We start from the raw sequence: 24,467 nt of genomic DNA on the forward strand, positions 1-24,467 counted from the left end.
GACTTCCCCGCCGGTTCAGTCAGAGGAGTCACGATGCCGATAGACCTGCGCCACGACCCCGAGGTGGTCGAGCTGGTCGAGAAGACCGAACGTTTCATCCGCGACTACGTGTTGCCCATCGAAGAGGCCCACAACGGTGACATCACCGCGGCCGGTGGCGACGACCTGCGTCGTGAGATGAACGCAAAGGCCAAGGCGGAGGGCATCTTCGCGCCACACGCCCCGGTCGAGTTCGGCGGGCTCGGACTCAACATGACCGACCGCGCAGCGGTTTTCGAAGCCGCGGGCTACTCGACGTTCGGCCCGGTCGCCCTGCACATCGGCGCGCCGGACGAGGGTAACGTGCACATGCTCGACCACATCGCGAGCGAGGAGCAGCGGCAGAAGTTCCTCGCCCCGCTCGCCTCCGGCGAGGTGCGCTCGGCCTTCGCGATGACCGAGCCGGCGCCGGGCGCGGGCGCGGACCCCGATGCGTTGAACACCCAGGCCGTCCGCGTCGACGGCGGCTGGAAGATCAACGGCACCAAGCACTTCATCACCGGCGCCGAGGGCGCGGCCTTCTTCATCATCATGGCCCGAACCGCCGGCTCGCCTGGTGATCGTGGCGGCGCCACCATGTTCCTGGCGAACGCCGACACCCCTGGCATCACCGTCGGCCGGCACATCAACACCATCGACAAGGCCATGATCGGCGGCCACTGCGAGGTCACGTTCGAGGACGTCTTCGTCCCCGACGAGGACATCCTCGGCGAGGTCGACCAGGGCTACCGATACGCACAGGTCCGTCTGGGGCCGGCCCGTATGACGCACGTCATGCGCTGGCTCGGCGCGGCCAAGCGCTGCCACGACGTCGCCCTCGACTATGTCTCCCGCCGTGAGGGATTCGGCGGCAAGCTCGGCGACCTCGGCATGATCCAGCAGATGGTGGCCGACAACGAGATCGACCTGGCCGCCTCCCGGCAACTGCTGCTCAAGGCATGCCACGAGCTGGACCTGGGCAACCATGCCTCCAACGAGACCTCGATCGCCAAGACCTTTGCCGCCGAGGCATACTCGCGGATCGCCGATCGCAGCATGCAGATGTGCGGCGGCCTCGGCGTGTCCGCCGACCTGCCGATCGCCCGTCTGGCGCAGGAGCTGCGTCCGTTCCGGATCTACGACGGCCCCTCCGAGGTGCACCGCTGGGCGATCGCGCGTCGCGCCATCGGCCGGGCGAAGAAGGCGCAAGCCGCGGCGGAGGCGAAGTGACCTCCATCGAGAACGCGCTCGACGCAGCGCGCCTGGAAGAACTGTTGCGCCGCAACGGGGTCGAGCCCGCCGGTGAACTCGACATCAACCTCATCAGCGGCGGAAAGTCCAACCTGACCTACACCGTCACCGACGGCGTGAACAGGTGGGTGGCCCGTCGGCCCCCGACCGGCGGCCTCACCCCGTCGGCGCACGACATGGGCCGGGAGTGGGCGGTCACCAGCGCTCTGCAGTCCACGTCGGTGCCGGTGGCCACGACAGTGGCCTTCGACGAGGACGGCTCGATCATCGGGGCTCCCTGTACCGTGGTGGAATTCGTCGACGGACGGGTGGTGCGGACCGAAGAGGATCTCGCCGCCTACTCCGACGCGGAGGTCGCGGCGAACATCGACGGCCTGGTCCGGACGCTCGCCGATCTCCACGCCGTGGACTACAAGGCCGTCGGCCTCGGCGAGTTCGGCCGTCCCGCCGGGTTCGCCGCCCGCCAGGTGAAACTGTGGGCGCGGCAGTGGGGTCATGTGAAGACGCGCGACCTCCCCGACGTCGAGCGTCTCGTCGAGAAGCTGTCCGAGCGCGTGCCGCAGGAAGCGCGGGAATCGGTGGTGCACGGCGACTTCCGCATCGACAACACCATCGTCGACGCGAACGACCCGGGCCGGATCGCCGCGGTCGTCGACTGGGAGATGTCGACGCTGGGCGATCCGATCACGGATGTCGCGCTGATGTGCGTGTACCGAACCGGCGCGTTCGACCGAGTCCTGGGTTTCTCGGCGGCCTGGACCAGCGACCGCTATCCGTCCGTGGACGAGATCGCCCAGAAGTACGCGACCGCAACGGGTTCCGATCTCGGCGACTGGGACTTCTACCTGGGGTTGGCCAACCTCAAGCTCGGTGTGATCGCCGAGGGGATCACCTATCGCGCGCTCTCCGGCGCGTCCTCGGGCGACGGGGCCGAGAACGCGGCGGAAGCGACCGCGGTCTTCATCGCCGAAGGCCTGCGGCTCGTCGGCTGAGACCCGGTCGTCGCCGGGTTCAGGGATCACGTACAACCCACGGGGGACACACGAATGAGTGAACAGACCAACCGGTCCGCGCTGGTGACCGGGGCCTCGCGCGGCATCGGCGCGGCGATCGCCGAACGCCTCGCCGCCGACGGCTGGGACCTGACCATCAGCGCGCGCGGTCGGGAAGCCTTGGAGGCCAAGGCTGCCGAACTCCGTGAGCTGGGCGCGGGCCGAGTCGAGGTGGTGCCGGCGGACATGACCGACACCGACGCCGTCACCGCCCTCGGCGCCGCGCACGGCGAGGCCTTCGGTAGGTGCGATGCGCTGGTCATCAACGCCGGCATGGGGTCCAAGGGCGCGGTCGCCGAGATGCCGGTCAAGCGCTTCGACCGGCTCTACCAGGTCAACGTGCGTGCGCCGTACATTCTGTTGCAGTCGGTGCTGCCGACGCTGCGGTCCACGGCCGCGGGGCACGGTGCCGCGAAAGTCATTGCGGTGGCGTCGATCACGGGCGTGTACCCGGAGCCGGAGCTGTCCGCGTACGGTGCGACGAAGGCTGCGCTGATCTCCCTCTGCGAGACGTTCAACCTCGAGGAGTCGGAGGACGGCGTGAGTGCGACGACGATCGCGCCGGGATACGTGGCCACCGACATGACCGACTGGCTCAAGGACCGCATCCCGAAGGAGGAGATGATCACCGCCGCCGTCGTCGCCGTCGTCGCGCACTCGGTCACCCAGTTGTCGCGGTATGCGGTGCTGCCGAACGTCGTCCTGACCCGTCCGGGCACGAATCTGCATCGGGCGTAGCCGAACCCGCGTCTGAACGGAGAAGGTCCACTGCCCTCGGCGGGCAGTGGACCTTCGTCGTCTCGGTCGGAGTTCCGGTTCGGTCAGCGGAAGGTGGCGACGCCGCCGGAGCGGTCGGAGAGGTGACCGTGCTCGTTGAACGACACCACCGACACCCCCTGGCGGCCCACGATGAGTTTGGTGATCGACGCGTTGACCATCGTGCGGGCCATCGCCGGCCACTGCTCGTCGGGGATGCCCCACAATTGGGCGATCCACTGGGTGATGGTCCCCGCCGACGACACGATGAGCACGGTCTGGCCCGATCCGGCACGCTCGACGGCGCGCTTGGCCGCGTCGTGGACACGTGCCTGGAACTGCGGATAGCTCTCCGCGGGGCCGCCGTCGGGCCCGGGTTCGGGCTCGTGGTCACCGGCGGCGATCCACGCCGCCAGTCCCTTGTCCAGTTGCTGCTGGTAGTTGCGTCCGTCCCGGAACATCTCGGGGGACGCATGACCGACCAGCGCGGGCAGCGAGTACTCGTTCCATCCGGTGTCGATGCGGGCCTCCGGCCGCGCGTCGAAGGCCCCCAGGACCCCGCGCAGGGTCTGGCTCTGACGGGCGAGGTCGCCGCTGACGGCGTCGGTGAAACCGTCGATCTGGCCGGCGAGGAACGACCCGGAGATCGCGGCCTGCGTGTCGCCTGTCGCGGTGAGCCCGCCGGGGCCGTTGCGGAGGTCCGCAGAGTCGTCGGAAACCCCATACGCCAACGCATTTGCCTGACCGTGCCGCACTAGATAGATGACGCCCATACCTGCACAGTATTCGACGCCGATGAGTTCGTCCGACCGGGATGGTCTGTATGGGGGAGACCGCGTTCCACCGGACGGAGTCGCCGCGTGATGCGTCCGGCGGTCCGGGGAGGCAGCCCGAGGAGATGGAGACCGCCAGTGGCATCGATGATGTTCGTCAATCTGCCCGTTGCCGACGTCCGACGATCCCGAGACTTCTTCCGCAGGCTCGGCTTCCGGTTCGACGAGATGTTCTGCGACCACTCGACCGCGTGCATGGTGGTCAACGATCGCGCGATGGTGGTCCTGATGGATCGACGGCGGTTCGCGGGTCTGGCGGTGGCGGGTCCGCTGGAGGGGCCGGGGCTGCGGGAGTCGGTCGTGACGTTCGCCGTGGACGAGCGGGCGCAGGTCGACCGCATCGCGGACGCCGCGATGGCGGACGGCACGCCGCTACGGGAGACCGAGGACCTCGGCTTTCTGTACGCACGCAGCTTCTGCGATCCCGACGGTCACGCGTGGGAGGTCGTCTGGATGGACCCCGCCCAGATCCCCCGGACCACCGATCGCTGACCGGTGGCGGAGGCGGGCGTCAGTGCCAGGGTGCGGGTGTGGTGCGCGCCGGGGCGTCGTACGGGGTCGCGGGCAGACCGAACCGGGCGAAGTCCTCCTCCATCGTCCGGCTGAAGAACGCGACCGTGTGCCGTACCTTCCGCGCCGCCGGATCGATGTCGAGGACCTGGAGCTGGAACGGGCGGTGGACGCCATCGGGCTCGCGCATGTAGAGACCGAAGGCGGGCTGCCCGTTGGCGACGGTCGGCAGCATGATCTGGTCGCCGGCCTTCTCGGCCGGGCAGTTGCGCTTGATGAGGGTGCCGATGGCGTCGGGACCCTGGTACCAACCGGTGAACGGTGGCATCTCCCAGATCGCCTTGTCGGTGAACATCGCGGCGATCGCGTCGACGTCGTAGCGTTCGAACGCCGACACGTAGCGCGCGAGCAGCTCGCGCTTGGCGTCGTCGTCGAGGACGGATGGGTCGGAGCGCGCCGCGTCGGCCTGCGGACGCGCGCGCTCGAGCTGCGCACGGGCCCGCTGGAGGAGGCTGTTGACGGTCGCGGTGGTGACCCCGATCGTCTCGGCGACCTCGGCGGCGCGCCACTGCAGGACGTCGCGGAGGATCAGGACCGCGCGCTGACGCTCGGGCAGATGCTGCAACGCCGCGATGAAGGCGAGGCGGATCGATTCGCGGGCGCCGACCACGAAGGCGGGATCGGCATCGGGGGCAGGTGCGATCTCGTCGACGGTCCCGGCGAAGGGTTCCAGCCACGGCACCTCGTGGTTCTGCAGGAGGTCGTCGGTGGGATCGAAGGCGTCGCCGCCGAGCCCCGAGGGCAGCGGCCGGCGCTGCGAGCTCTGCAACGCGGTCAGGCAGGTGTTGGTCGCGATCTTGTGCAGCCAGGTGCGGACCGATGCCCGGTGGTCGAACTTGTCGTAGGCCTTCCACGCCCGCAGGAACGTCTCCTGGGTCAGGTCCTCGGCGTCGTGATGCGAGCCGGTCATCCGGTAGCAGTGCGCCACGATCTCGCGGCGGTAGGGCTCGGCGGCGGCAAGGAAGTCGGAGTCGGAGATCGGCCCGTCCGCTGTTGTGGTCATGGTCACAATCTACCGCCGCCCACTGACACAATCGACCGCGAAGGAGCAATGCGCCCTTGGTCCGTTTTCGGCGTCGCCGCAGGTCGGATAGACGCTGGACGGGATGTTGAAATCAGGCTGAGCGCAAATGGTGCGAACTGCCTGATCCCGCCCTAGATTCGCCGGTGCACGCGTGTGCCCGCGCCGCCCCGGTCCTGTATGACCTGGGGGAACGGGCTTGCCGCGACGGGGTCGGCGTTGCTAGCTTGATGCGCATGTCGAGCACGGACCGCAAGCTGCCGGAGGTCACCTACGTGACCACCGCTCTGGGCTGCCGTCTGCCGCTTGCTCGCGTTCTCTGTTGTTGTCGTCGAATGCGCTGAGCCGACGCCTCGTCCACGGGGTGTCGCTCCAGATCTGGTGATTCGAGCATTCCCACCCCTTCCCGCCGTCTTCCGCGCGGGGCATTTCGACGAGGACGATCATGACCGCCACGCTTTCCGACATCTCTGCCCGTAACCTGCGTACTGCACCGACGCCGCTCACGCGTCGGCCGGCGACACGTCCGGTCCGTCGTGGACCGCAGGTGAATCGCCCGAACGCGCCGTTGTCGGCCGTACCCGCGCCGGTTCCGCCGAGCCGTGTCCCCGGCGCGACGGCCGACCGGCGCGGACTCGGAAAGGGGGACCCGCGGGTGCACGTCGCGACGCCGCACCTGGAGCTGTCGACCAAGCCGGCGGCGCTCGTCCTGCGCGCCGCCCGCCTGGCCGGCCCCCTGTTCCGCGATGACGCCGCCGAGCGCACGGGACTCTCCATCTCCACGGTGAACCGCCAGGTCAGCGCCCTGCTGAAGGCCGGTCTCATCCGGGAGCGCGCAGACCTCGCCCCGTCGGGCGCCATCGGCCGGCCGCGCCTGCCGTTCGAGGTCAACCTCGCCGACTTCCTCACCCTGGGCATCCACATCGGCTACAAGGTCACCTCGATCACCACCCACGACCTGCTGCACCGCGTCGTCGGCGCGATCCAGATCCCGACCCCGGTCGCCGAGAACCCCGAGCAGACCCTCGCCGCCATCGGCGTCAGCGCCCGCCGCTTCGCCGAGCGTTGGACCGGCAAGCGTGTCCTCTGGGTCGGCGTCGCGATCGGCGGCCGGGTCGCCGAGGGGGGCCTCGTCGACCATCCGCGGCTCGGCTGGGAGTCCGCACCGGTCGGTCGGGTGATCGCCGAGGCGGTGGGTCTGCCGGTGTCGGTGGCGTCGCACGTCGAGGCGATGGCCGCCGCCGAGCTGGTCCTCAACCCCGACGACGAGCAGTCGAGCTTCTTGTACTTCTACGCCCGCGAGATGCTGGGCATCGCCTTCAGCGTCGGCGGCACCGTCCACACCCCGACCGCGGGCCCGCCCGTGATCGGGCACTTCCCGACCGGCCCGACCACCCTGCTCGACCCCGAGAAGACGGGGCGTCTCGAGCCTGCGGTGAGCGACACCGGGGTCGTCGAAGCGGCTCGCGCACTGGGACTCTCGGTCGAGGACGTGGAGGGCATCCACGCTCTGGCCCGCTCCGGGGACGCGACCGCCCGCGCCCTCCTCGAGGAGCGCGCCCAGGTGCTCGGCCGTACCGTCGGACTCATCGCCGACATCTTCAACCCCGACCACATCATCCTCGGCGGCCAGGCGTTCACCGACTACCCGGCGACCCTGCCGACCGTGGCGCGTGCAGTGCGCGAGACCTCGATCGCGACGAAGCGCGATGTGCGCGTGTCACATTCGGGTGCCACCGTGCAGCAGCAGGCGGCCGGCGCTGTCTCCCTCGACGCAATCTACAGCGACCCGCTGCAGGCGATCACGCTGACCGCCTGAGCGGGCCGCCGCCCCTCGCACACAACCGCCGGCGAGCGCGCGGCGAGACCCACCCGCGCGCCCGGCGGGTGGCCCCGGACGCGCGGGTGCCTCAGTCCACGGTGCGCTTGTTGTAGGCGCGAATCGCGAACGGCGCGAAGATCAGCGTCAGGGCGACCGCCCAGATGAGGGTCGAGATCACCGGATGCTGAAGCGGCAGTGCGACATCGGAGCCGAATGCGGGGCCGTTGCCCCACAGCACGCGCATCGCCTGCACGAGTGAGGACATCGGGTTCCACTCGGCGATGGTCCGCAGCCACGTCGGCATCGGCGCGGTCGGGACGAAGGCGTTCGACAGGAACGTGATCGGGAACAGCGTCGAGAACATGAAGCCGTTCACGGCCTCGACGGTGCGCAACCAGGACCCGACGAGGATGCCGAACCAGATCATCGCGAACCCGAACAGCAACAGCAGGGCGAAGGCGAGCACCGCCTCGGCGAACGACCCGCGGATGCGCCAGCCGATCGCGAGACCGGTCACCGCCATCACCACGATGCCGATGCTGCTGTGCAGCAGGCTCGCGATGCTGCGTCCGATCAGCACCGACGACCGCTGGATGGGCAACGCGCGGAAGCGGTCGATGATCCCCTTCTCCAGGTCGGCGGTGATGCCCGAGGCGACGATGAACGCGGTGAAGACGATCGTCTGTCCCATGATGCCGGGGAGCAGGAACTCCTTGTAGGACCCGCTGTCGGTCTGGATCGACGCACCGAAGACGTACGCGAACAGCAGCACGAACATGATCGGCTGGATCGTGACGTCGGAGAGCATCTCCGGCATCCGCTTGGTGTGGATCATGTTGCGCTTCACCATGATCCACGACTGCTGCCAGAGCGTCGTGGGATGGGTGCGCGGGGTGTCGTCGACCACCGCGTCGGTCTGGGCAGTGGCGGTCATCAGGACTTCTCCTCGTCGGTGTCGTCGGTGGTGGTGTCGTCGGTGGCGCGGTGTCCGGTCAGGGACAGGAACACGTCGTCGAGGCTCGGGCGGGCGAGGCCGAAGTCGTCGACCGAGATCCCGCTCTCCTCGAACCAGGCGGCCACGCGGGGGAGGTCGCCCAGGCCGCCGGTCGCGGCGGTGAGGCGTCGTGCGGGGACGTCGACGAACACCTCGGTGCCGTTCTTGCGTAGCAGCGCCTCGGCCGCCGGGAGGTCCTCGGCGTGCGAGACGGTCAGCACGAGGCTGGCCGCGCCCGCCTGCTCCTTGAGTTGTAGCGGGGTGCCGTGGGCGATGATCCTGCCCTTGTCGATGACGACGATGTCGTCGGCGAGCTGATCTGCCTCTTCCAGGTACTGCGTGGTCAGCAGCAGTGTGGTGCCGCCGGCGACGAGGTCGCGCAGGACATCCCACAGTTCGGTGCGGCTGCGCGGGTCGAGGCCGGTGGTCGGCTCGTCGAGGAACAGCACCGGCGGGGCCGCGATCAGGCTGACGGCGAGGTCGAGGCGTCGGCGCATGCCGCCGGAGTAGGACTTGACCTGCTTGTCTCCCGCGTCGGTGAGCGAGAACTGTTCGAGCAGCTGCTCGGAACGCCTCGCGAGCGCCTTGCGGCCGATGCCGTACAACCCGCCGATCATCCGGAGGTTCTCGCGACCGGTGAGGATCTCGTCGACCGTGGCGGCCTGGCCCGTGAGGCCCATGTTCTGCCGGACCAGCCCGGGCTGCTCGCGGACGTCGTATCCGGCGATGCGGGCGGTGCCGCTGGTCGGCGGGGACAGCGTCGTCATCATGCGGACGGTGGTCGTCTTACCGGCACCGTTGGGTCCGAGCAGGCCGAGCACAGTGCCCCGCGGCACGGTGAAGCTGACACCGTCGACGGCGGTGAAATCGCCGAAGCGCTTGACCAGGTCGATGGCCTCGATCGCGACATCGGTGGTCGCGACATCGCCGGGTACGGCGGTGGGGGCTGTGACTGAGTTCATAACTCTCCACGGTATCGATGGGTTCTGACAGGGGCGAACGATTTTCGGTGGTCAGGGCGGTGTCGGCGGTCGCGTGCCCACGGGAAGGCAGACTGTCTTTCCTACCGGAACTCATCGCTCCCGCGAGGGGAATTCCGGCGGCCGGTGTCCACGTCACGCCAGAACGTCGAGTCCGCTCGAAGTCGACCGCGTGGGTGAGATCCGCAGTTGCGGGTTCACAATGCGCGACAATCCGCAGATGCGGATATGATTCCGCGAATGAGTGCGATACGCATCAGGGACGCGGCGACGCTGCTCGGCGTCAGCGACGACACCGTCCGACGCTGGATCGCCTCCGGCGTCCTCGAGCAGTCCGACGAGGGTCCGGTGGCGACCGTGGACGGTGCCCGGCTCGCCGAGCTGGCGCGCGAGCGCGCGGCCGCCCCCGACGACGGCGCGCCGGTCGCGCGGTCGGCCCGCAACCGTTTCACCGGTCTGGTCACCGAGGTGATCGTCGACGGCGTCATGGCGCAGGTGACGCTGCAATGCGGCCCGTTCGAGGTGACGTCCCTGATGAGTGCGCAGTCGGCCCGGGAGCTCGAGCTCGAGCCCGGATCGGTGGCGACGGCCATCGTGAAGTCGACCAACGTCATCGTCGAGACGACGCGGGAGAAGCGGTGAGGCGGCTCGCGTTTGCAGCGGTTGCCGCCCTGGTGTTCGGCGCGGGGTGCGCGGCCGGCTCGACGGACTCCGGCCCGGTCCTCGACGTCTCGGCAGCGGCGTCGTTGAAAGGGGCCTTCACCGCGATCGCCGAGGAGTTCGAGAAGCGGCACGAGGGAGTCGCCGTCCGCCTCTCGTTCGACGGCTCGTCGACCCTGGCCAACCAGATCGAGCAGGGAGCGCCCGCCGACGTCTTCGCCAGTGCAGACGAGAAGAACATGGCGAAACTCGGCGGGCTGGCGGTCGACCCGAGGACCTTCGCCACCAACACGCTCGTGATCGTGACGGCGCCGGGGAATCCGAAGGGCATCGATTCATTCGCCGATCTGAACAAGCCGGGCGTCACGACGGTGGTCTGCCAGTCCGCGCAGCCCTGCGGGGCGGCGACGGACGCGGTCGAGAAGAACGCCGGCATCACCGTCGCCGCGGCGTCGGAGGAGCAGTCGGTGGGAGCGGTGTTGACCAAGGTGACCACCGGGCAGGCCGATGCCGGGGTCGTGTACGTGACCGACGCGGCGGCAGCAGGGGACACGGTGTCGACGGTGACCGATCCCGTCTTCGCCGGGGTCGTCAACGCCTATCCCATCGCGACGCTGAAGGACGCGCCGGATGCGGGGCTGGGCAGCGAATTCGTCGCCCTGGTCCTCGGGCCGGACGGGCAGCGCATTCTCCGGGACGCCGGGTTCGGGTCGCCGTGACCGCCCTCGGAACGGGTCTCGACCGTCGTGGTGCGACGGGGCTGCCGGCCTGGGCATATGCGATCGCGGCCGTCGGGGTGGCGTTGATCGTGGTCCCGCCGCTGGCGCTGCTGTTCCGGACGCCGTGGGGGACGTTCGTCGACCAGGTCACCTCGTCGTCTTCCCTTGACGCGCTGCGACTCTCGCTGACGACGGCGGCGATGAGCACGGTGCTGTGCCTGGTGCTCGGTGTGCCGATGGCGGTCATCTTCGCGCGGCACGACGGCGTGGTCGTGCGGGTGCTGCGGGCACTGGTGTTGCTCCCGCTGGTGCTGCCGCCGGTGGTCGGCGGCCTGGCACTGCTCTACACGTTCGGGCGCCTGGGCATCATCGGCGGACGCCTGCACGACGCGGGCATCGACGTCGCCTTCACGACCACCGCCGTCGTTCTCGCACAGACCTTCGTGGCGCTGCCCTTCCTGGTGATCAGCGTCGAAGGGGCGGTGCGCGTGATCGGCACGCGCTATGAGGAGGTGGCGGCCACACTCGGCGCAGGGCCGAGCAGGACGCTGTGGAAGGTGACGCTGCCGCTGGTCGCCCCGTCACTTGTCGCCGGACTGGTGCTCTCCTTCGCCCGTGCGCTCGGAGAGTTCGGTGCGACGATCACCTTCGCCGGCAACGCCCCGGGCGTCACCCAGACCGCGCCGCTCGCGATCTATGTGGCGGCCGTCGACGATCCGCAGGCCGCGGTTCCGTTGTCGCTCATCCTCGTCGTCATCTCGCTCGTCGTCGTGGTGGGCGTGCACAGTCGCCGGCGCCGCGGTGAGGCGGGTGCGATGTGAGTGCAGACCTCGACGTCGTCATCGAACAGGCGGTGCCGCCGTTGCGCATCGAGCACCGATTCGGCGCAGGGCGGACGACGGCCGTCGTCGGACCGAACGGCGCCGGGAAGTCGACGATGCTGCGCGTCATCGCGGGGCTCGTCCGCGGGGACGAGCCGACCCGGATCACGTTGGGTGACCAGGTGTTCCGCGACCGCGGCGTATTCGTTCCGCCGCACCGGCGGGGCGTCGTCCAGCTGCTGCAGGACGCGCGGCTGTTCCCGCACCTCACCGTCGCCGACAACGTGGCCTTCGCGCCGGCCGCACAGGGGCTGTCCCGGGCGCAGGTGCGCGAACGGGTGTCACGTTGGCTGGAGGCCGCCGAGGTCGCGGACCTCGCCGACCGACGGCCGGGCGAGCTGTCCGGTGGCCAGGCGCAGCGCGTGGCGATCGCGCGGGCGATGGCCGCCCAGCCGCGGATTCTGCTGTTGGACGAGCCGTTTCGGGCACTCGATGTCGACGTCGCCAGTCGCCTGCGGGCGTTGATGAGGGAGCTGCTGGCCGACCACGGTCGCACGACGATCATGGTGACGCACGATCCGGTGGACGCACTCGGCCTCGCCGAGGACATCGTCGTGCTGGATCGGGGGCGAATCGTCGAATCGGGGTCCACACGTGAGGTGTTGACCAACCCGGGGTCGCGGTTCACGGCGTCGCTCGCGGGCCTCAACCTCTTCGTCGGGACCCTCGTGGACGCGAATTGCGTCGTCGACGATCGCGGGAATCGGGTCGTCGGAACCGTGGCCGATGACGCACCCGGCGGCGGAATCCCCGACGGGGAGCCGGCGGCCGCGACGTTCTCGCCCCGCGCGGTCGCCGTGTACCTCCACGAGCCGCACGGAAGTCCGCGGACGATGCTGCGGGCGACGGTGCGCGACGTGGTACCGCGCGGCGATCACGCGGTGGTGCACACCGACGTGGGTGGACAGACGGTCGCCGCCGAGGTGACCTGGGCGGCGGTGGCCGACCTCGCGCTCGTGCCGGGCCTCGGGGTGGTGCTCGTCATCAAGGCGAGCGAGGTGCGGGTGAGTGCGGTGGCCCGGCGGTGACCGGTCAGCAGCCGGCGACGAAGACCCGGGGTCGGACCCACGAGTGAACTCCCAGACGTCGTTTCATGACTGCGACCTCGATCGAGATCGCGGCACCGAAACGACGTCTGCCGGTCACTCGGCCAGCGGACCTCGCTTGTGTGGTTCGAGGACCCGCGCCTTCAGGTACTTGTACCCCCGAACTCGAAGTGTGGGAATCGATTTGAGGTAGAAGCGGTCGTCGGCCCCGATCTGCTCGGCGATCGAGTCGTCGACCAGGGTGGAGCCGGGGCGCGCGGAGCTGGTGAGCCGGGAGGCGATGTTGACCGGTTCGCCGAAGACGTCGCCGAACCGTTGGAGGACCGGCCCCCGGGCGAGCCCGACCCGGAGCGGGGGCAACCTGTCGCCGTCGGACAGTTCGTGGATCCGGATGGCGGCCTCCGCGGCGGCGTGCGCGTCCTCGAAGGTGAACATCACCGCGTCGCCCAGCGTCTTGATGACCCGGCCGCCGTGGTCGACGACGACGCCGAACGTCTCGTCCTCGAAGGACCCGAGGAGCTCTTCGAGGTCGTGCAGGTCGATGCGCCGCGACAGGCTCGTGTATCCGACGATGTCGGCGAAACCGACGACCAGGTCGACCTCCTCCTCGGCCGCGTGCTCCCGGTGGCGTTCGAGCGCGATCGCGATGTGGCGACGCCAGATCAACTGCTGGACCTGGCCGAGCGCGGCGCACATCTGCTCGACGGTCCACGGGAACTCGGGATCGGCGGTGATGTCACGGAGTTGGTCGGCCTCCCAGTCGGCCAGATGCGACATCGTCTGGCCGATCGCCCGGGCCATCGCGATCTTGGTGGACTCGGGCATCGACTCCGACGACGCGGCGAACATCCGCAGGGCGGCCAGGTCGTTCTCGGAGGCGACCTTGTCGTCGGTCGATCGCCGGGCGAAACCGAACGCATTCCAGGCCTTCTCGGCGAACTTGGGGTCGATCTCGAGCCGGGCGATCAGTTCGTCGCGAGTGTAGCGGGGTGCGTTCGCGTCCTGAGTGGGCCGCCGGTCGTCCTCGGCGGACGACTGTGGGTCTTCCGACATGTGGTCCAGTCTCCTGCACACCCGTGGTGGATGTGGTGGTTCGGGGGTCGTGGGCGGTGTTGCGCCGATGCGCGGTGCCGATCCGGCGCCCGCTGTTGTTGACATCACAACCCGGGGCGCATAATCATAAACTGATATCAGTTCAGGAAATGGGATGGAGGTTGGCGTGACCGACAATCGATACGACCTGCTCATCATCGGAGCCGGCATGGCAGGTTGCACCGTCGGTGTGCGCGCGGCCGAGGCCGGACTCCGGGTCTGCACGGTCGAGGTCTCTGCCGACATCGGCGGATCGGCGCGTCACGCCGGATACGTGTGGTCGATGCCGAGCCACGAGGCCATGGACAAGCACAATCCGGGCGGCGACGACGACTTGCGGCGTCACCTCGTGGACAACTTCCCCGGCGCCGTCGAGTGGCTGCGAGAGTTCGGTGCGGACGTCGGCGAGCGTCAACCGATCCTGCCCTACGGCGCGGGATACCGTTTCGACACCAACCACTACCTCGAACTGTGCCGGAAGAAGCTGAGCGAGAACGACAACGAACTCCTGCTCAATACCGAGACGCAGCATCTCGTCGTGGAGGACGGCGAGGTCGTCGGTGCCGTGGTGTCCTCGGCGGACGGCGCGACCCGCGAGATCCGTGCGGCGTTCACCGTCATCGCCACCGGCGGCTTCCAGGCCGACCCGGAGCTGCGCGCGCGTCATCTGCATCCCGCCGCCCGGGACATCGAACTGCGGTCGAATCCCAACAGCGCAGGCGGCGGGCACCGGCTCGCGCGCGAGGTGGGTGCGGCCTTCGGCAAGGAGAACGCGGGCTTCTACGGACACCTCATCCCCAGCGGGATCACCCTGGGTGAGGACGACTTCGTCGAGTTGGCCCTCTACTACAGCGAGCACTGCCTGCTGTTCAACCTGGAGAACAAGCGCTTCGTCGACGAGACCCTCGGCGATCACCTGAACACCATCGAGCTCCTCGAACAGCCGGAGGCACGCGGGCTGTTGGTCGCCGATGCCCGGGTGTACCGGGATTGGATGACCGCACCGTACGTCGAAGGCGCCGTCGCCCCGGACAAGTTCGGGATCACCGCCAAGCGCGGTGGACGTGTGGGCATGGCGGAATCGCTGGAGGAGTTCGAGTACCTCCCGGAGGAATGGGGCTACGACGGAAAGGCCATCGCAGCCGCGATCGCCGAGTACAACGAGGCGATCCGCGAGGGCAAGGCCTCGCCGGGGCACACCCTCGATCCGCTGCCGCTCGACGAACCGCCCTACTACATCATCGAGACGGTCCCCGCGGTCACGTTCCCCTTCTACGGAATCCTCATCGACACGCAGGCACGCGTCCTGGACGAGTCGGGCCGGCCGATCCCGGGCCTGCTCGCGGCGGGGTCGGACACCGGTGGCCTCTGGTACCGCGCCTACGGAGGTGGCCTGGGCACGGCACTGACCTTCGGGCTCACCGCCGCCGACACCGCGGCCGCAGCACTGTCGGTGCGATGAACCGACAGGCCTGACGACGACAAGAGCGCCCGACCGACCGGTCGGGCGCTCTCTTCGTCTGTGCGGAAGCCGTTGGAGCGGTCGCGTGCGCGGCGCGAACGGCGGTCAGCGCCTCGGCAGCACGACGGCCCGGCCCGGCAGCTCGCCGCGACGCAACCGCTCGTAGGCCGAGGGCGCCTCGGACAGGTCGAATGTCACGGTCTCGGCGGTGAGATGGCCGGCCGCGGCCAGTGCCACGACCTCGGCGAGGTCGGCGCGGGTGCCCCAGAACGGGGCGCGGACCTGCCAACCGGAGGCCAGGCCGAGGTCCTTGCCCACGGTCAGGCGTCCGCCGGCCGTGCCGACGATCACCAGGCGGCCACCCGGGCCGAGGACGGTGGAGGCAGACTCGACCGTCGCGGGCGCTCCGGCGAAGTCGAGGACGATGTCGGCGCCGCCGTGGGCCCGGATGTCGGAGGCCGCCTCGTCGACCGACGTGTACGCGGCATCGGCGGACAGCGAGACCGCCAGCGTGCGGGCCTGCTCGCGGTTGTCGACCGCGAAAACGGTACCCACGCCCATCGCGCGCAGGATCTGGATGGCCATGTGCCCCAGGCCGCCGACGCCGATGACCAGGGCGACCGTCGCGGAGTCGATCAGGTCGGAGTTCGAGGAGATGGCGTGATAGGCGGTCAGTCCCGCGTCCGCGAGCGGCGCCGCGACCGTCGGGTCGAGACCGGCGGTCGGGACCAGCACATCGGCCGACGGAACCAGCAGGCGCTCGGCCAACCCGCCCGGGTGGCCCAGGCCGTTCCCGATCCTCGGGTTGCGGCCACCGGGTTCGCGCGCCAGTGCGAGACAGTAGTTCTCACGACCCCGGGCGCAGTTTCGGCACGTCCCGCAGGACCAGATCCCGTGCACCACGACGGTCTTGCCGATCCAGGAGGCATCCGCGTCCGGGCCTGCGGCGCTGACCGTGCCGGCCACCTCGTGGCCCAAGGTCAGGGGCAGGGGGTAGTCGAAGACCCCGGAGGGGGTGTCCATGACGTGCAGGTCCGACAGGCACAGCCCCGCCGCGTCCACGTCGATGACGAGTTCGCCGCCTGTCGGTTCGGGGTCGGGGATCTCCCGCACCTCCGGGGCGCGACCCCAGTCGATCAGTTGTACGGCCAGCATGGGTCAACTCCTGTTCTCTTCCGGGCGCGGGCGCCGTCGGCCGAGCCGGACCGAACGGTATCGCGGACCGGGCCCGGATTGCGACGGCGGCGCTCGTCGAATCGGTTGTGGCGAAACGCAGATGACCGCGTGGTCACGACGTGCGTGACCACGCGGTCATCTGCGAAAGAGATCCACGCCGTCGACGGTGTGGGCCGTGAGGCGGCCGTCGGTGACGAGGACGTCAAGATGCGCCATCGTCTCGCAGACGGCGATCAGCTGATTGAAGGTGTCGAGCGTGGAGAAGGGCCGGTCGTGGCGGGTCCAGAGAAGCCGCTCGGCGACGCGATGGCCGGACAGCGGTCCGCCCTCCTCGCCGATCACCGTGAGGATCTCGTCGAACCGTCTGCCGTGGTGATCCAGAAGTGCCCGCGCCCGCTCCCGGACCGAACCGCCGACGTTGCCGTGTGCCGGCGCGATCGTGCGCGGGGTGGGGTCGTCGGCCACGAGCTCGAGCGAGGCCAGCAACTTGGCGAGAGGCAGATCCCAGGTGCCGAGCTCGAAGCCGATCGACGGCGTGATGGTGGGCAGGATGTGGTCGCCGGTGAACGACAGGCCGGTGTCGTGATCATGGAACACGATGTGGCCCTTGGTGTGCCCCGGAGTGTCCACCGCCTCGACATGCCGCCCGGCAAGAGGGAGCGGACCGGCGTGCAGCCAGGTGTCGGGGTCCTCCCAGTCGGTGGCGTCGAAGGGTTCGTCGACGGTGACGCGGTAGACCTCGTCGGCGAGTTCGTGGGCGCCGGAGCGGCGGGCCTGGATGAGGGACTCCTCCGGCACGTTGCAGTTGATGCGGCGGATCTCGGACAGTCCGTGGGCCTCGCCGGCACCCAGGTGGATCGCGCATCCGTACCGGCGCCGCAGCTCCACGGCGAACGTGTAGTGATCGCGGTGGATGTGCGTGACGAAGACGTCGGTGATCTCCTCCGGACGCCTTCCGATCGACGAGAGGGCGGTGGCCATCGCCGCGTGCGTGTCCGGACGGTGCCATCCGCCGTCGATCAGTGCGATGCCCGAATCCGTTTCGAGGACATAAACGTTCACCGCCCGCAAACCGTCCTGGGGCAGCTCGAGCGGGATGCGGAACACCCCGTCGGCGACGGGGTGGCATCCCGGCTCGAGCCAGGCCGAGCGGTTCGCGGGCGCGGGGTCCACGGTCGAGTCGTTCACCGCAGGGGGTTTCACGGCGTGGGCACGGTCAGCGGCACCATCGTCTTCTCGTCGCCGTACCAGATCATCCGGCGCCCGCGCATCGAGCCGACGTGTTCGACCGCCTTCTGCCACTCCGGGCTCCGCAGCGCGGCCTCGAGCGCCTCACGCGACTCGAAACTCAGGACGGACAATCCGTCCCAGCCTGCCGACTTCTCGTCGAAGCTGTCCACGATCTCGGTGTGCTGCCAGCGCAGGAGGCCGGGAAGCGGGTAGGTGACCTCGGCGTGCGGGCCACGCCACCACTCGATGAACTGCTCGTGGGTCCAGTCGCTCGGTCGGGAGGCGAGCACCATCAGATTGAACATGTCGTTTCCTCGTGTCGTTGGTTCTCAGGCGTTTTCGCGTACACGGCCGGCAAGGCGGCTGGCCAGCGAGATGGCATCCGGCCGGGACAGCTTGCCGACGCGGTTCTGGGGCAGGTCCTCGACCGAGAAGACGTATTCCGGCCATTTGAACTTGGGGAATCCCGCCTGGTCGAGCTGGGACGTGATCGACTCGAGCGTGACCTCTGCGTCGCCCGCGACGACGAGGGCCGCGGCGCGCTCGCCGAGCAGGTCGTCGGGGACTGGCACGACGCACACCTGGACCACTCCGGGCAGCCCGGCGATCGCGCTCTCGACCTCGTTGATGTCGATGTTGCGTCCGCCGCGGATGATGATCTGCTTCTGGCGGCCCATGACCTGGATGAATCCGTCCTCGCCGACCTCGACGAGGTCGCCGGTCGGCAGGAACCCGTCCTCGGTCAGCTCCGGGGGCTGGGGGACGCCGCCGCGGGCATAGCCCACGAACAGCGACGGGCCTCGCACCTGGGCGTCGCCGATCTCCCCGGGCGGGAGCGGGGCCCCGGCGGCGTCGACGGCGCGGACGACGGTGCCGGGGAACGGCTTTCCGTCACGGCCGAGTCGCAGTTCCGGCGGGTCGGTCAGCGCGGGGCTGGTGTGGCCGAGGCACTCCGACATCCCGAAGACGCGCAGGAACGTGGTGCCGAGGGTCTCTTCGGCCTCGCCGAGGGCGCGGGCGTTCATCGGACCGCCGCCGACCGTCATGGCGCGCAGCGACGGCAGCTTCTTCTCCGCGCCGTCGGCGATGGAGAGCTGGAGGGCCATGGTGGGGACGAGCATGGTCCACGCGACCTCGTGGTCGCGCATCGCCGCCAGGGCGGCCGGCGGCGACCACCGTTCGATGCAGACCATGCGGCCGCCGAGGTAGGCGGGCAGGTAGAGGCCGAAGCAGAAGGCCGCCACCGAGGACAGCGGGACGAACGCGCCCACCGCCTCACCCTGCCGGAGTCCGACGATGTCGATGGTCGACTGGGCCGCGTAGCGGATCGACTCCTCGGACTGCACGACGCACTTGGGGCGACCGGTGGAGCCGGAGGTCATGGCGATCGCCGCGCCGCCGGCCCAGCGGTCGATCGGGCGGAAGGAGTCCGCGGCGAGGACGGTGCGCTCCCCGTCGAGCAGACGGTGGCCGAACCGGCCGTCGGTGGCGCCCCAGTGGTCGAGGACCTCGTCGGAGGCGATGACCACGTCGGGTGCGATGTCCTCGATGGCGAGGTCGAACTCGGATGCGGTCGCATGCGGGCTCAGCACCGCGACGACGCCGCCCCGCAGGCCGGTGGCGAGCGCGCCGGCCAGTGTCAGCCAGGTGTTGTCGGCCTGGACGATCACCGTGGGCGCGGCATCGCTGTGGGCGGCGATGGCGTCGGCGAGACGACGGGCCGTCGACACGACGGTGTCGAGGTCGTGCTCACCGTACTGATCGACGACGGCGATCGCGTCGGGCGTGCGCGCCGCGCGATCGAGCAACTCGGTTGCCAGTTTTCTCATTTCGCATCACTCCGGGACGTTACGACTTGGTGGGGGTGACGTGCTCCGCTCATCGCGCGGTCCAGCCCCCGTCGACGACGAGCGCCTGACCGGTGACATAGGACGACGCGTCGGAGGCGAGGAACAGCACGGCGCCGTCGACCTCGCCCTCGCGACCGCCTCGTCCGAGCATGGTGTTGCGCCGGACCCATCCGGCCGACTTCTCGTTGGTGAAGAGTCCGTCGGTCATCTCGGTGTCGAACCAACCGGGGACCACGGCGTTCACGCGGATGCCGCGCCGGCCCCACTGGCCGGCGAGTTCGCGGGTCATCCCGAGGGTCCCGGCCTTCGAGGCGGCGTAGGAGGCGCCGCCGATCGGGGCGGTCGAGACGAGGCCGATGACCGACGCGATGTTGATGATCGACGCGTTGACCGGGTCGGTCTCGTCGGCGCTCTCGGTCAGGCGGGTGACGAGGTAGGTGGACAGGTGGAATCCGGCCAGCAGGTTCAGGTCGAGGATGCGGGTGAAACCCTCGTGGGTCTCCTGCTCGGCGTGCGGCGGGCCCGCCATCCCGGCGTTGTTCACCAGGACGTCGACGCGGCCCGTCTTCTCGAAGGCGTCGTCGACGAGAGCCCGACGATCGGCGTCGTCGGTCACGTCGCAGCGGAACGGGACCACACCGGGGTACTTGTCCGCGAGTTCCTGCAGACGATCGAGTCGGCGGGCGGCCGCGTACACCGTGGCCCCCGCACTCGCGAGGGTCGCCGCGAAGCCCAGTCCGAGACCGGACGATGCGCCGGTCACGATCGCGGTCTTGCCGGAGAGTCCGAAGAGGGCGGCCGGGGAACCGGCCGGCTGCTCGAAGGTGTCGACTGTCATGGTGTGTCTCCTCAGTAGACCGCGGTCCGGCCGCCGTCGACGGGGATCAGGGCACCGGTCGTGTAACCGGCGGCGTCGCTCGCCAGATGGGTGACGATCCCGGCGATCTCCTCGGGCCGGCCGAGTCGTCCGGCGGGCAGGCGGTTGGTGACCAGCCCGATGAACTCCTCGTCCCAATTCTCCGCCATGTCGGTCGCGAAGCTGCCGGGCATCACGCAGTTGACGCGAACGGTCGGGGCGTACTCCTGGGCGAAGGCCTGGGTGAGGGCGTTGAGTCCGCTCTTGGCCGCGGCGTACATGGCCTCGGCGGGACTCGGACGCAGCGCGCCGATGCTGGAGATGTTGATGATCGAGCCGCCGCCGGCTGCGCGCATCCGGTCGCCGGCGACCGCCATGAGCCGGAACGGCCCCTTGACGTTGACCTCGATGGTCTTGTCCCACAGCGCCTCCGAGACCGAAACCAGGTTCTTCTCCAGAGGCGCGATCCCGGCGTTGTTCACCAGGATGTCGAGGCTTCCGTGGCGCTCGATGATGCCGTCGACGGCCGGTTCCAGATCGTCCCAGCGGCCGACGTGCAGCGCCAGCGGATGGGCCTGGCCGGCCGGGACATCGGCCAGCGACGCGACGGCCTCCTCGCAGGCGTCGAGCTTGCGGCTGGCCACGATCACCGCCGCACCGGCCTCCTTGAGGCCGCGGGCGATGGCCAGGCCCAGTCCTCGGCTCGCGCCGGTGACGAGGGCGACCTTTCCGTTCAGTTCGGTGCTCATGCGTGCTTCTTCACTTCCAGTCGGGCGATGGTGCGGAGGTGAACCTCGTTCGGTCCGTCGGCGATCTGCAGGGCGCGGGTCAACGCGTGGAGCCGGGCCAGGACGGTGTCGTTGCTGACACCGGCGGCGCCGAAGGTCTGCACCGCCCGGTCGACGACCTTGTGCGCGACCTCCATGGCCGAGACCTTGATCGCCGCGACCTCGGAGCGCGCCGCCGCATTGCCCTGGGTGTCCATCAGCCAGGACGCGTAGAGGACCAGCAGGCGGATCTGGTCGATCTCGATCCGGCTGCGTGCGATCCATTCCCGGACCACACCGCGGCTCGCCAGCGGGCCGCCGAAGGCGACGCGCTCCTGGGCGCGCCGGCACATGAGGTCCAGGGCTCGCTCGGCCATGCCCACCGCGCGCATCGCGTAGTGCATGCGGCCCGGCCCGAGGCGGCCCTGCGCGATGGCGAAGCCGTCGCCCTCCTCGCCGAGCATGTTCTCCACCGGGACGCGGACGTCGGTGAACTGGACCTCGCCGTGTCCGAGGCGGTCGGTGAAGCCGAACATCGGCAGATCGCGGATGACCTCGATGCCGGGGGTGTCGCGCGGCACCAGGATCATGCTCTGCTGGCGGTAGGTCGGGCCATCCGGATCGGACTTGCCCATGAAGATGATGAGCTTGCAGTCCGGGTCGAGGATGCCGGAGGTGTACCACTTGCGGCCGTTGAGCACGTAGTGGTCACCGTCGCGGCGGATCGTCGAGGTGATGTTGGTGGCGTCCGACGACGCGACCGCCGGCTCGGTCATGGCGAACGCCGAGCGGATCGAGCAGTCAAGCAGCGGCTTGAGCCACTGTTCCTTCTGCTTCTCGGTGCCGTAGAGGGCGAGGATCTCCATGTTGCCGGTGTCGGGGGCCGAGCAGTTGATGGCCTCGTTGCCGATGATCGAGCGCCCGACGATCTCGGCGAGCGGGGCGTACTCGAGGTTGGTGAGCCCGGCGCCGAGGTCGCCGTGGGTCATGAAGAGGTTCCACAGCCCGAGCTCGCGGGCCTTCTTCTGCAGGTCGCGCATGATCTGCGGCTGCTCGTGAGGGTTCTCGTTGGCGGCGATCTGCTCGTCGTAGATCTTCTCGGCGGGAAGGACGTGATCGGCCATGAACGCCTCGAGCTTGGCGGCGAGCTCGCGCGTCCGGTCGGAGTATGCGAAGTCCACGGGGTGTCTCCTGGAGTCGGATGGTGGGTGTGTCTCGGCGCCTAGATGCGCGCCATGAGGTCGGTGCCGGTCTCGATCAGCCGGGCGATGGTCGCGGGCAGCTTCTCCTGGTCGGGATCGTGATGCCGTCCCTCGCGGTGCCGCCGCAGGTTGTGGCCCATGATCGCGGCCATCTTCAGCCGGCCGAGCGCGTCGAACCAGGTCAGATCGGGCAGGGCGACTCCGCCGCCGGTGTAGGCGTCGACGAGCTGTTCGGGGGTCGGCAGGGAGGGGACCTCGCGGCCGACCCCGGGGAAGTTGGTGCCGTCGGCGAAGACCAGGAACCAGCCGAGTTCGACGCGGGGGTCGCCGATGCTCCAGATCTCCCAGTCGATCAGGGCGACCGGCTCGACGCCGTCGGAGATGATGTTGCCCAGTCGGTAGTCGCCGTGGACCAGACAGGGCTCGATGGGCTCGGGCACCGAGGCGGAGAGGGCCTCGAGGAGTTCGGCCCCGCCGACGACGAGTTCGGGCGGAACCGCGCCCAGCGTCCTGGCCCACCGTGCGAGTTCGTCGGCGGGGGACAGGACCGGTCCGGCGACGTCGCCGGTCACACCGGGGAGTGCGTGCGGGTCGACCGCGTGGAGGCGGGGAAGGATCTCGGCGGCCCGCAGCATACGGGCGGCGGCGAGGTCGGGGGCCACCGCCGGGTCGTCGAGGACCGGTTCGAGGGACTCGCCGGCGACGAGTTCCATGGCGAACCAGCCGGGCTCCTCGCGGTCGACCTCGAGCACCCGGGGGACCGGTACATCGGTGTCGGCCAGTGCGGTGAGGATCGTCGCCTGACGCAGCATGTCGTGCCGGCCGATCGACTTCTGGCCCTCCGGAACCGCTTTCACGACCCATTCGCTGCGGGAGCCGGAGTCGTCGTGCGCGCCGACCCGGTAGGTCAGGCCGGAGTGTCCGCCGGGAAGCACGTCGAACGAGTCGACGGTCAGGCCGTGCGAGGACCGCAGGCGGTCGGTGACGCGCTGCTGCAGGGTGGGGGTCACAGTCGTGGCTCCTTCGGGAGGCCGAGGACGCGCTCGGCGATGATGTTGTGCTGGATCTCGTCGGTGCCGCCGGCGATCCGGTAGCCCGGGGCGCCCAGCACGTGTTCGGTCCAGGCGTAGGTTCCCCAGCTCCCGTTGTCCGCCACGAGGTCTCGACCGAGCAGGAGGCGCACGAGCTCGCTGGTCCGCGCCATGGTGTCGACGGCCAGCAGTTTGCCCATCGATGCCTCGGGTCCCGGTTCCACCCCGCCGATCATGGCCTGGGCCACCCGCATGCCCGCGATGCGCTGGACCGCCGCGCGGGCGGCGAGGTCGGCGACCTTGTCCCGCTCCAGATCGGTCAGCTCACGGTCCAGGTGACGTGCGAGTTCCAGTGCCTGGTCGGCGTTGGCCAGGCCCAGGCCGGCGCCGTCGAGCCGTTCCGCGGCCAGGACGGTCAGCGCCACCGGCCAGCCCTGGCCGACCGGCCCGAGCCGGAGCGAGTCGTCGAGGACGACGCCCTCGAGGTAGACCTCGTTGAAGGAGCTGCCGCCGGTCATCTGCCGGATCGGCCGGACCGTCACCCCCTCGGCGTCCATGGGGACCAGGAAGACGGTGAGGCCCTTGTGTTTCGGGGCCTGGGGATCGGTGCGGCAGACGGCCACGCCGAAGTCGGCGACGAGGGCGCCCGAGGTCCACACCTTGTGGCCGTCGATGCGCCAGGTGCCGTCATCGGTGCGCACCGCCCGCGTCCGCACGGCGGCGAGGTCGGAGCCGGCCTCGGTCTCGGAGAAGAGCTGGCAGGCGATGAGGTCGGTGCGCAGCATCGCGCGGACGAAGCGGTCCTTCTGTTCCGGGGTCCCCCACTGGGCGATGGTGGGGGCGACGAGTTGCTGTGTGACCGAGAACATCTCGGTCCGCTTGGGGACCTCGTAGAACTCCTCGGCGGCACGGAAGGCGAGTTCGTAGGACATCGGCAGATCGCGCCCGCCGTACTCCTCCGGCCAGGTGAGTGCTCCCCAGCCCGCGTCGAACTTGGTCTTCTCGTAGGCGGAGATGGCGTCGGTGTGGGCCCGCTCCTGTTCGGGAGTCCAGTTCTCGAAGACCGCGACGGAGTCGCTGCCCTCGCCCCACACGGCATCGGTACGCCGCGGTGCCATGCTCGCGAGCCAGTTGTGCGCGTCGTCGGTGAAGGTCGCCAGATCCGGCAGTGTGGTCGTCATCTCGATCCGATCGGTGG

Annotated in this window: 24 protein-coding genes; 10 read left to right on the forward strand and 14 right to left on the reverse strand. The window is 69.6% G+C overall.

Annotated elements, in window-relative coordinates:
* The first annotated feature begins 33 nt into the window (after nucleotides 1-33).
* The 3 genes from GP2_RS13305 to GP2_RS13315 are packed head-to-tail and all read left to right on the forward strand — an operon-like array spanning nucleotide 34 to nucleotide 3,059.
* Nucleotides 34-1,248: an acyl-CoA dehydrogenase family protein gene (locus GP2_RS13305; protein WP_006901034.1), complete on the forward strand. Its 1,215-nt coding sequence runs from the start codon at nucleotides 34-36 to the stop codon at nucleotides 1,246-1,248.
* Complete coding sequence (locus GP2_RS13310; protein WP_006901035.1) at nucleotides 1,245-2,261, forward strand: phosphotransferase family protein; 1,017 nt, start codon at nucleotides 1,245-1,247, stop codon at nucleotides 2,259-2,261. The genes GP2_RS13305 and GP2_RS13310 overlap by 4 nt, the downstream gene beginning before the upstream one ends.
* Nucleotides 2,262-2,315: 54 nt before the next feature.
* On the forward strand, nucleotides 2,316-3,059 hold the full coding sequence (locus GP2_RS13315; RefSeq protein ID WP_006901036.1) for an SDR family NAD(P)-dependent oxidoreductase: 744 nt from the start codon (nucleotides 2,316-2,318) through the stop codon (nucleotides 3,057-3,059).
* A gap of 83 nt (nucleotides 3,060-3,142) precedes the next feature.
* Here the strand turns inward: GP2_RS13315 and GP2_RS13320 are convergent, their stop codons facing one another.
* Complete coding sequence (locus GP2_RS13320) at nucleotides 3,143-3,850, reverse strand: histidine phosphatase family protein (RefSeq protein WP_006901037.1); 708 nt, start codon at nucleotides 3,848-3,850, stop codon at nucleotides 3,143-3,145.
* 138 nt (nucleotides 3,851-3,988) lie between these two features.
* Between GP2_RS13320 and GP2_RS13325 the strand changes: the two genes are divergently transcribed.
* Nucleotides 3,989-4,402, forward strand: a complete 414-nt coding sequence (locus GP2_RS13325; RefSeq protein ID WP_006901038.1) for a VOC family protein — start codon at nucleotides 3,989-3,991, stop codon at nucleotides 4,400-4,402.
* Nucleotides 4,403-4,421: 19 nt separating this feature from the next.
* On the opposite strand, the gene GP2_RS13330 is transcribed toward GP2_RS13325, so the two are convergent.
* On the reverse strand, nucleotides 4,422-5,483 hold the full coding sequence (locus GP2_RS13330; RefSeq protein WP_040527037.1) for a sigma-70 family RNA polymerase sigma factor: 1,062 nt from the start codon (nucleotides 5,481-5,483) through the stop codon (nucleotides 4,422-4,424).
* 673 nt (nucleotides 5,484-6,156) lie between these two features.
* Between GP2_RS13330 and GP2_RS13335 the strand changes: the two genes are divergently transcribed.
* A complete protein-coding gene (locus GP2_RS13335) occupies nucleotides 6,157-7,320 on the forward strand; it encodes an ROK family transcriptional regulator (protein ID WP_040527020.1) in 1,164 nt (387 codons plus the stop codon).
* 91 nt (nucleotides 7,321-7,411) lie between these two features.
* On the opposite strand, the gene GP2_RS13340 is transcribed toward GP2_RS13335, so the two are convergent.
* Nucleotides 7,412-8,257 carry an ABC transporter permease gene (locus GP2_RS13340; RefSeq protein WP_006901041.1) on the reverse strand — a complete coding sequence of 282 codons (846 nt, stop codon included), beginning with the start codon at nucleotides 8,255-8,257 and terminating at the stop codon, nucleotides 7,412-7,414.
* Complete coding sequence (locus tag GP2_RS13345) at nucleotides 8,257-9,279, reverse strand: ATP-binding cassette domain-containing protein (RefSeq protein ID WP_006901042.1); 1,023 nt, start codon at nucleotides 9,277-9,279, stop codon at nucleotides 8,257-8,259. Before GP2_RS13345 ends, GP2_RS13340 begins: the two co-directional genes overlap by 1 nt.
* Before the next feature lie 258 nt (nucleotides 9,280-9,537).
* On the opposite strand from GP2_RS13345, the gene GP2_RS13350 reads away from it, so the two are divergent.
* From GP2_RS13350 to GP2_RS13365, 4 genes are read left to right on the forward strand one after another with little or no spacing between them, the layout of a single operon-like run.
* Nucleotides 9,538-9,939 (forward strand): TOBE domain-containing protein, encoded by a 402-nt coding sequence (locus GP2_RS13350; RefSeq protein WP_006901043.1) that lies wholly within the window; start codon nucleotides 9,538-9,540, stop codon nucleotides 9,937-9,939.
* The gene (gene modA / locus GP2_RS13355) at nucleotides 9,936-10,676 is read left to right on the forward strand and encodes a molybdate ABC transporter substrate-binding protein (protein ID WP_006901044.1); all 741 of its coding nucleotides are present in this window, start codon (nucleotides 9,936-9,938) and stop codon (nucleotides 10,674-10,676) included. Before GP2_RS13350 ends, modA begins: the two co-directional genes overlap by 4 nt.
* Complete coding sequence (locus GP2_RS13360) at nucleotides 10,673-11,497, forward strand: ABC transporter permease (RefSeq protein ID WP_006901045.1); 825 nt, start codon at nucleotides 10,673-10,675, stop codon at nucleotides 11,495-11,497. The genes modA and GP2_RS13360 overlap by 4 nt, the downstream gene beginning before the upstream one ends.
* A complete protein-coding gene (locus GP2_RS13365) occupies nucleotides 11,494-12,585 on the forward strand; it encodes a sulfate/molybdate ABC transporter ATP-binding protein (protein ID WP_006901046.1) in 1,092 nt (363 codons plus the stop codon). The genes GP2_RS13360 and GP2_RS13365 overlap by 4 nt, the downstream gene beginning before the upstream one ends.
* Before the next feature lie 114 nt (nucleotides 12,586-12,699).
* On the opposite strand, the gene GP2_RS13370 is transcribed toward GP2_RS13365, so the two are convergent.
* Entirely contained in the window at nucleotides 12,700-13,656 is a 957-nt protein-coding gene (locus tag GP2_RS13370; RefSeq protein WP_006901047.1) for an adenylate/guanylate cyclase domain-containing protein, read from the reverse strand.
* Between the two features lie 154 nt (nucleotides 13,657-13,810).
* Between GP2_RS13370 and GP2_RS13375 the strand changes: the two genes are divergently transcribed.
* The gene (locus GP2_RS13375) at nucleotides 13,811-15,157 is read left to right on the forward strand and encodes an FAD-dependent oxidoreductase (protein ID WP_006901048.1); all 1,347 of its coding nucleotides are present in this window, start codon (nucleotides 13,811-13,813) and stop codon (nucleotides 15,155-15,157) included.
* Nucleotides 15,158-15,262: 105 nt separating this feature from the next.
* On the opposite strand, the gene GP2_RS13380 is transcribed toward GP2_RS13375, so the two are convergent.
* The 9 genes from GP2_RS13380 to GP2_RS13420 all read right to left on the reverse strand — a co-directional run bounded on the left by GP2_RS13380 (nucleotide 15,263) and on the right by GP2_RS13420 (nucleotide 24,450).
* Nucleotides 15,263-16,312, reverse strand: a complete 1,050-nt coding sequence (locus GP2_RS13380; RefSeq protein WP_006901049.1) for an NAD(P)-dependent alcohol dehydrogenase — start codon at nucleotides 16,310-16,312, stop codon at nucleotides 15,263-15,265.
* Nucleotides 16,313-16,468: 156 nt separating this feature from the next.
* Nucleotides 16,469-17,521, reverse strand: coding sequence for an MBL fold metallo-hydrolase (locus GP2_RS13385; protein WP_006901050.1), 1,053 nt, complete (start codon nucleotides 17,519-17,521; stop codon nucleotides 16,469-16,471).
* 11 nt (nucleotides 17,522-17,532) lie between these two features.
* Nucleotides 17,533-17,868: an EthD domain-containing protein gene (locus GP2_RS13390; RefSeq protein WP_006901051.1), complete on the reverse strand. Its 336-nt coding sequence runs from the start codon at nucleotides 17,866-17,868 to the stop codon at nucleotides 17,533-17,535.
* Between the two features lie 24 nt (nucleotides 17,869-17,892).
* Entirely contained in the window at nucleotides 17,893-19,392 is a 1,500-nt protein-coding gene (locus tag GP2_RS13395) for a class I adenylate-forming enzyme family protein (RefSeq protein ID WP_006901052.1), read from the reverse strand.
* Between the two features lie 49 nt (nucleotides 19,393-19,441).
* Entirely contained in the window at nucleotides 19,442-20,251 is an 810-nt protein-coding gene (locus tag GP2_RS13400) for an SDR family NAD(P)-dependent oxidoreductase (RefSeq protein ID WP_006901053.1), read from the reverse strand.
* 11 nt (nucleotides 20,252-20,262) lie between these two features.
* Entirely contained in the window at nucleotides 20,263-21,018 is a 756-nt protein-coding gene (locus GP2_RS13405) for an SDR family NAD(P)-dependent oxidoreductase (protein ID WP_006901054.1), read from the reverse strand.
* Nucleotides 21,015-22,217, reverse strand: coding sequence for an acyl-CoA dehydrogenase family protein (locus GP2_RS13410; RefSeq protein WP_006901055.1), 1,203 nt, complete (start codon nucleotides 22,215-22,217; stop codon nucleotides 21,015-21,017). Before GP2_RS13410 ends, GP2_RS13405 begins: the two co-directional genes overlap by 4 nt.
* A gap of 41 nt (nucleotides 22,218-22,258) precedes the next feature.
* Nucleotides 22,259-23,248, reverse strand: coding sequence for a phosphotransferase family protein (locus GP2_RS13415; protein ID WP_006901056.1), 990 nt, complete (start codon nucleotides 23,246-23,248; stop codon nucleotides 22,259-22,261).
* A complete protein-coding gene (locus tag GP2_RS13420) occupies nucleotides 23,245-24,450 on the reverse strand; it encodes an acyl-CoA dehydrogenase family protein (protein ID WP_006901057.1) in 1,206 nt (401 codons plus the stop codon). Before GP2_RS13420 ends, GP2_RS13415 begins: the two co-directional genes overlap by 4 nt.
* Nucleotides 24,451-24,467: the final 17 nt, after the last annotated feature.

Origin of the sequence: Gordonia paraffinivorans NBRC 108238 (assembly GCF_000344155.1) — a bacterium.
Taxonomy (GTDB): Bacteria; Actinomycetota; Actinomycetes; order Mycobacteriales; family Mycobacteriaceae; genus Gordonia; species Gordonia paraffinivorans.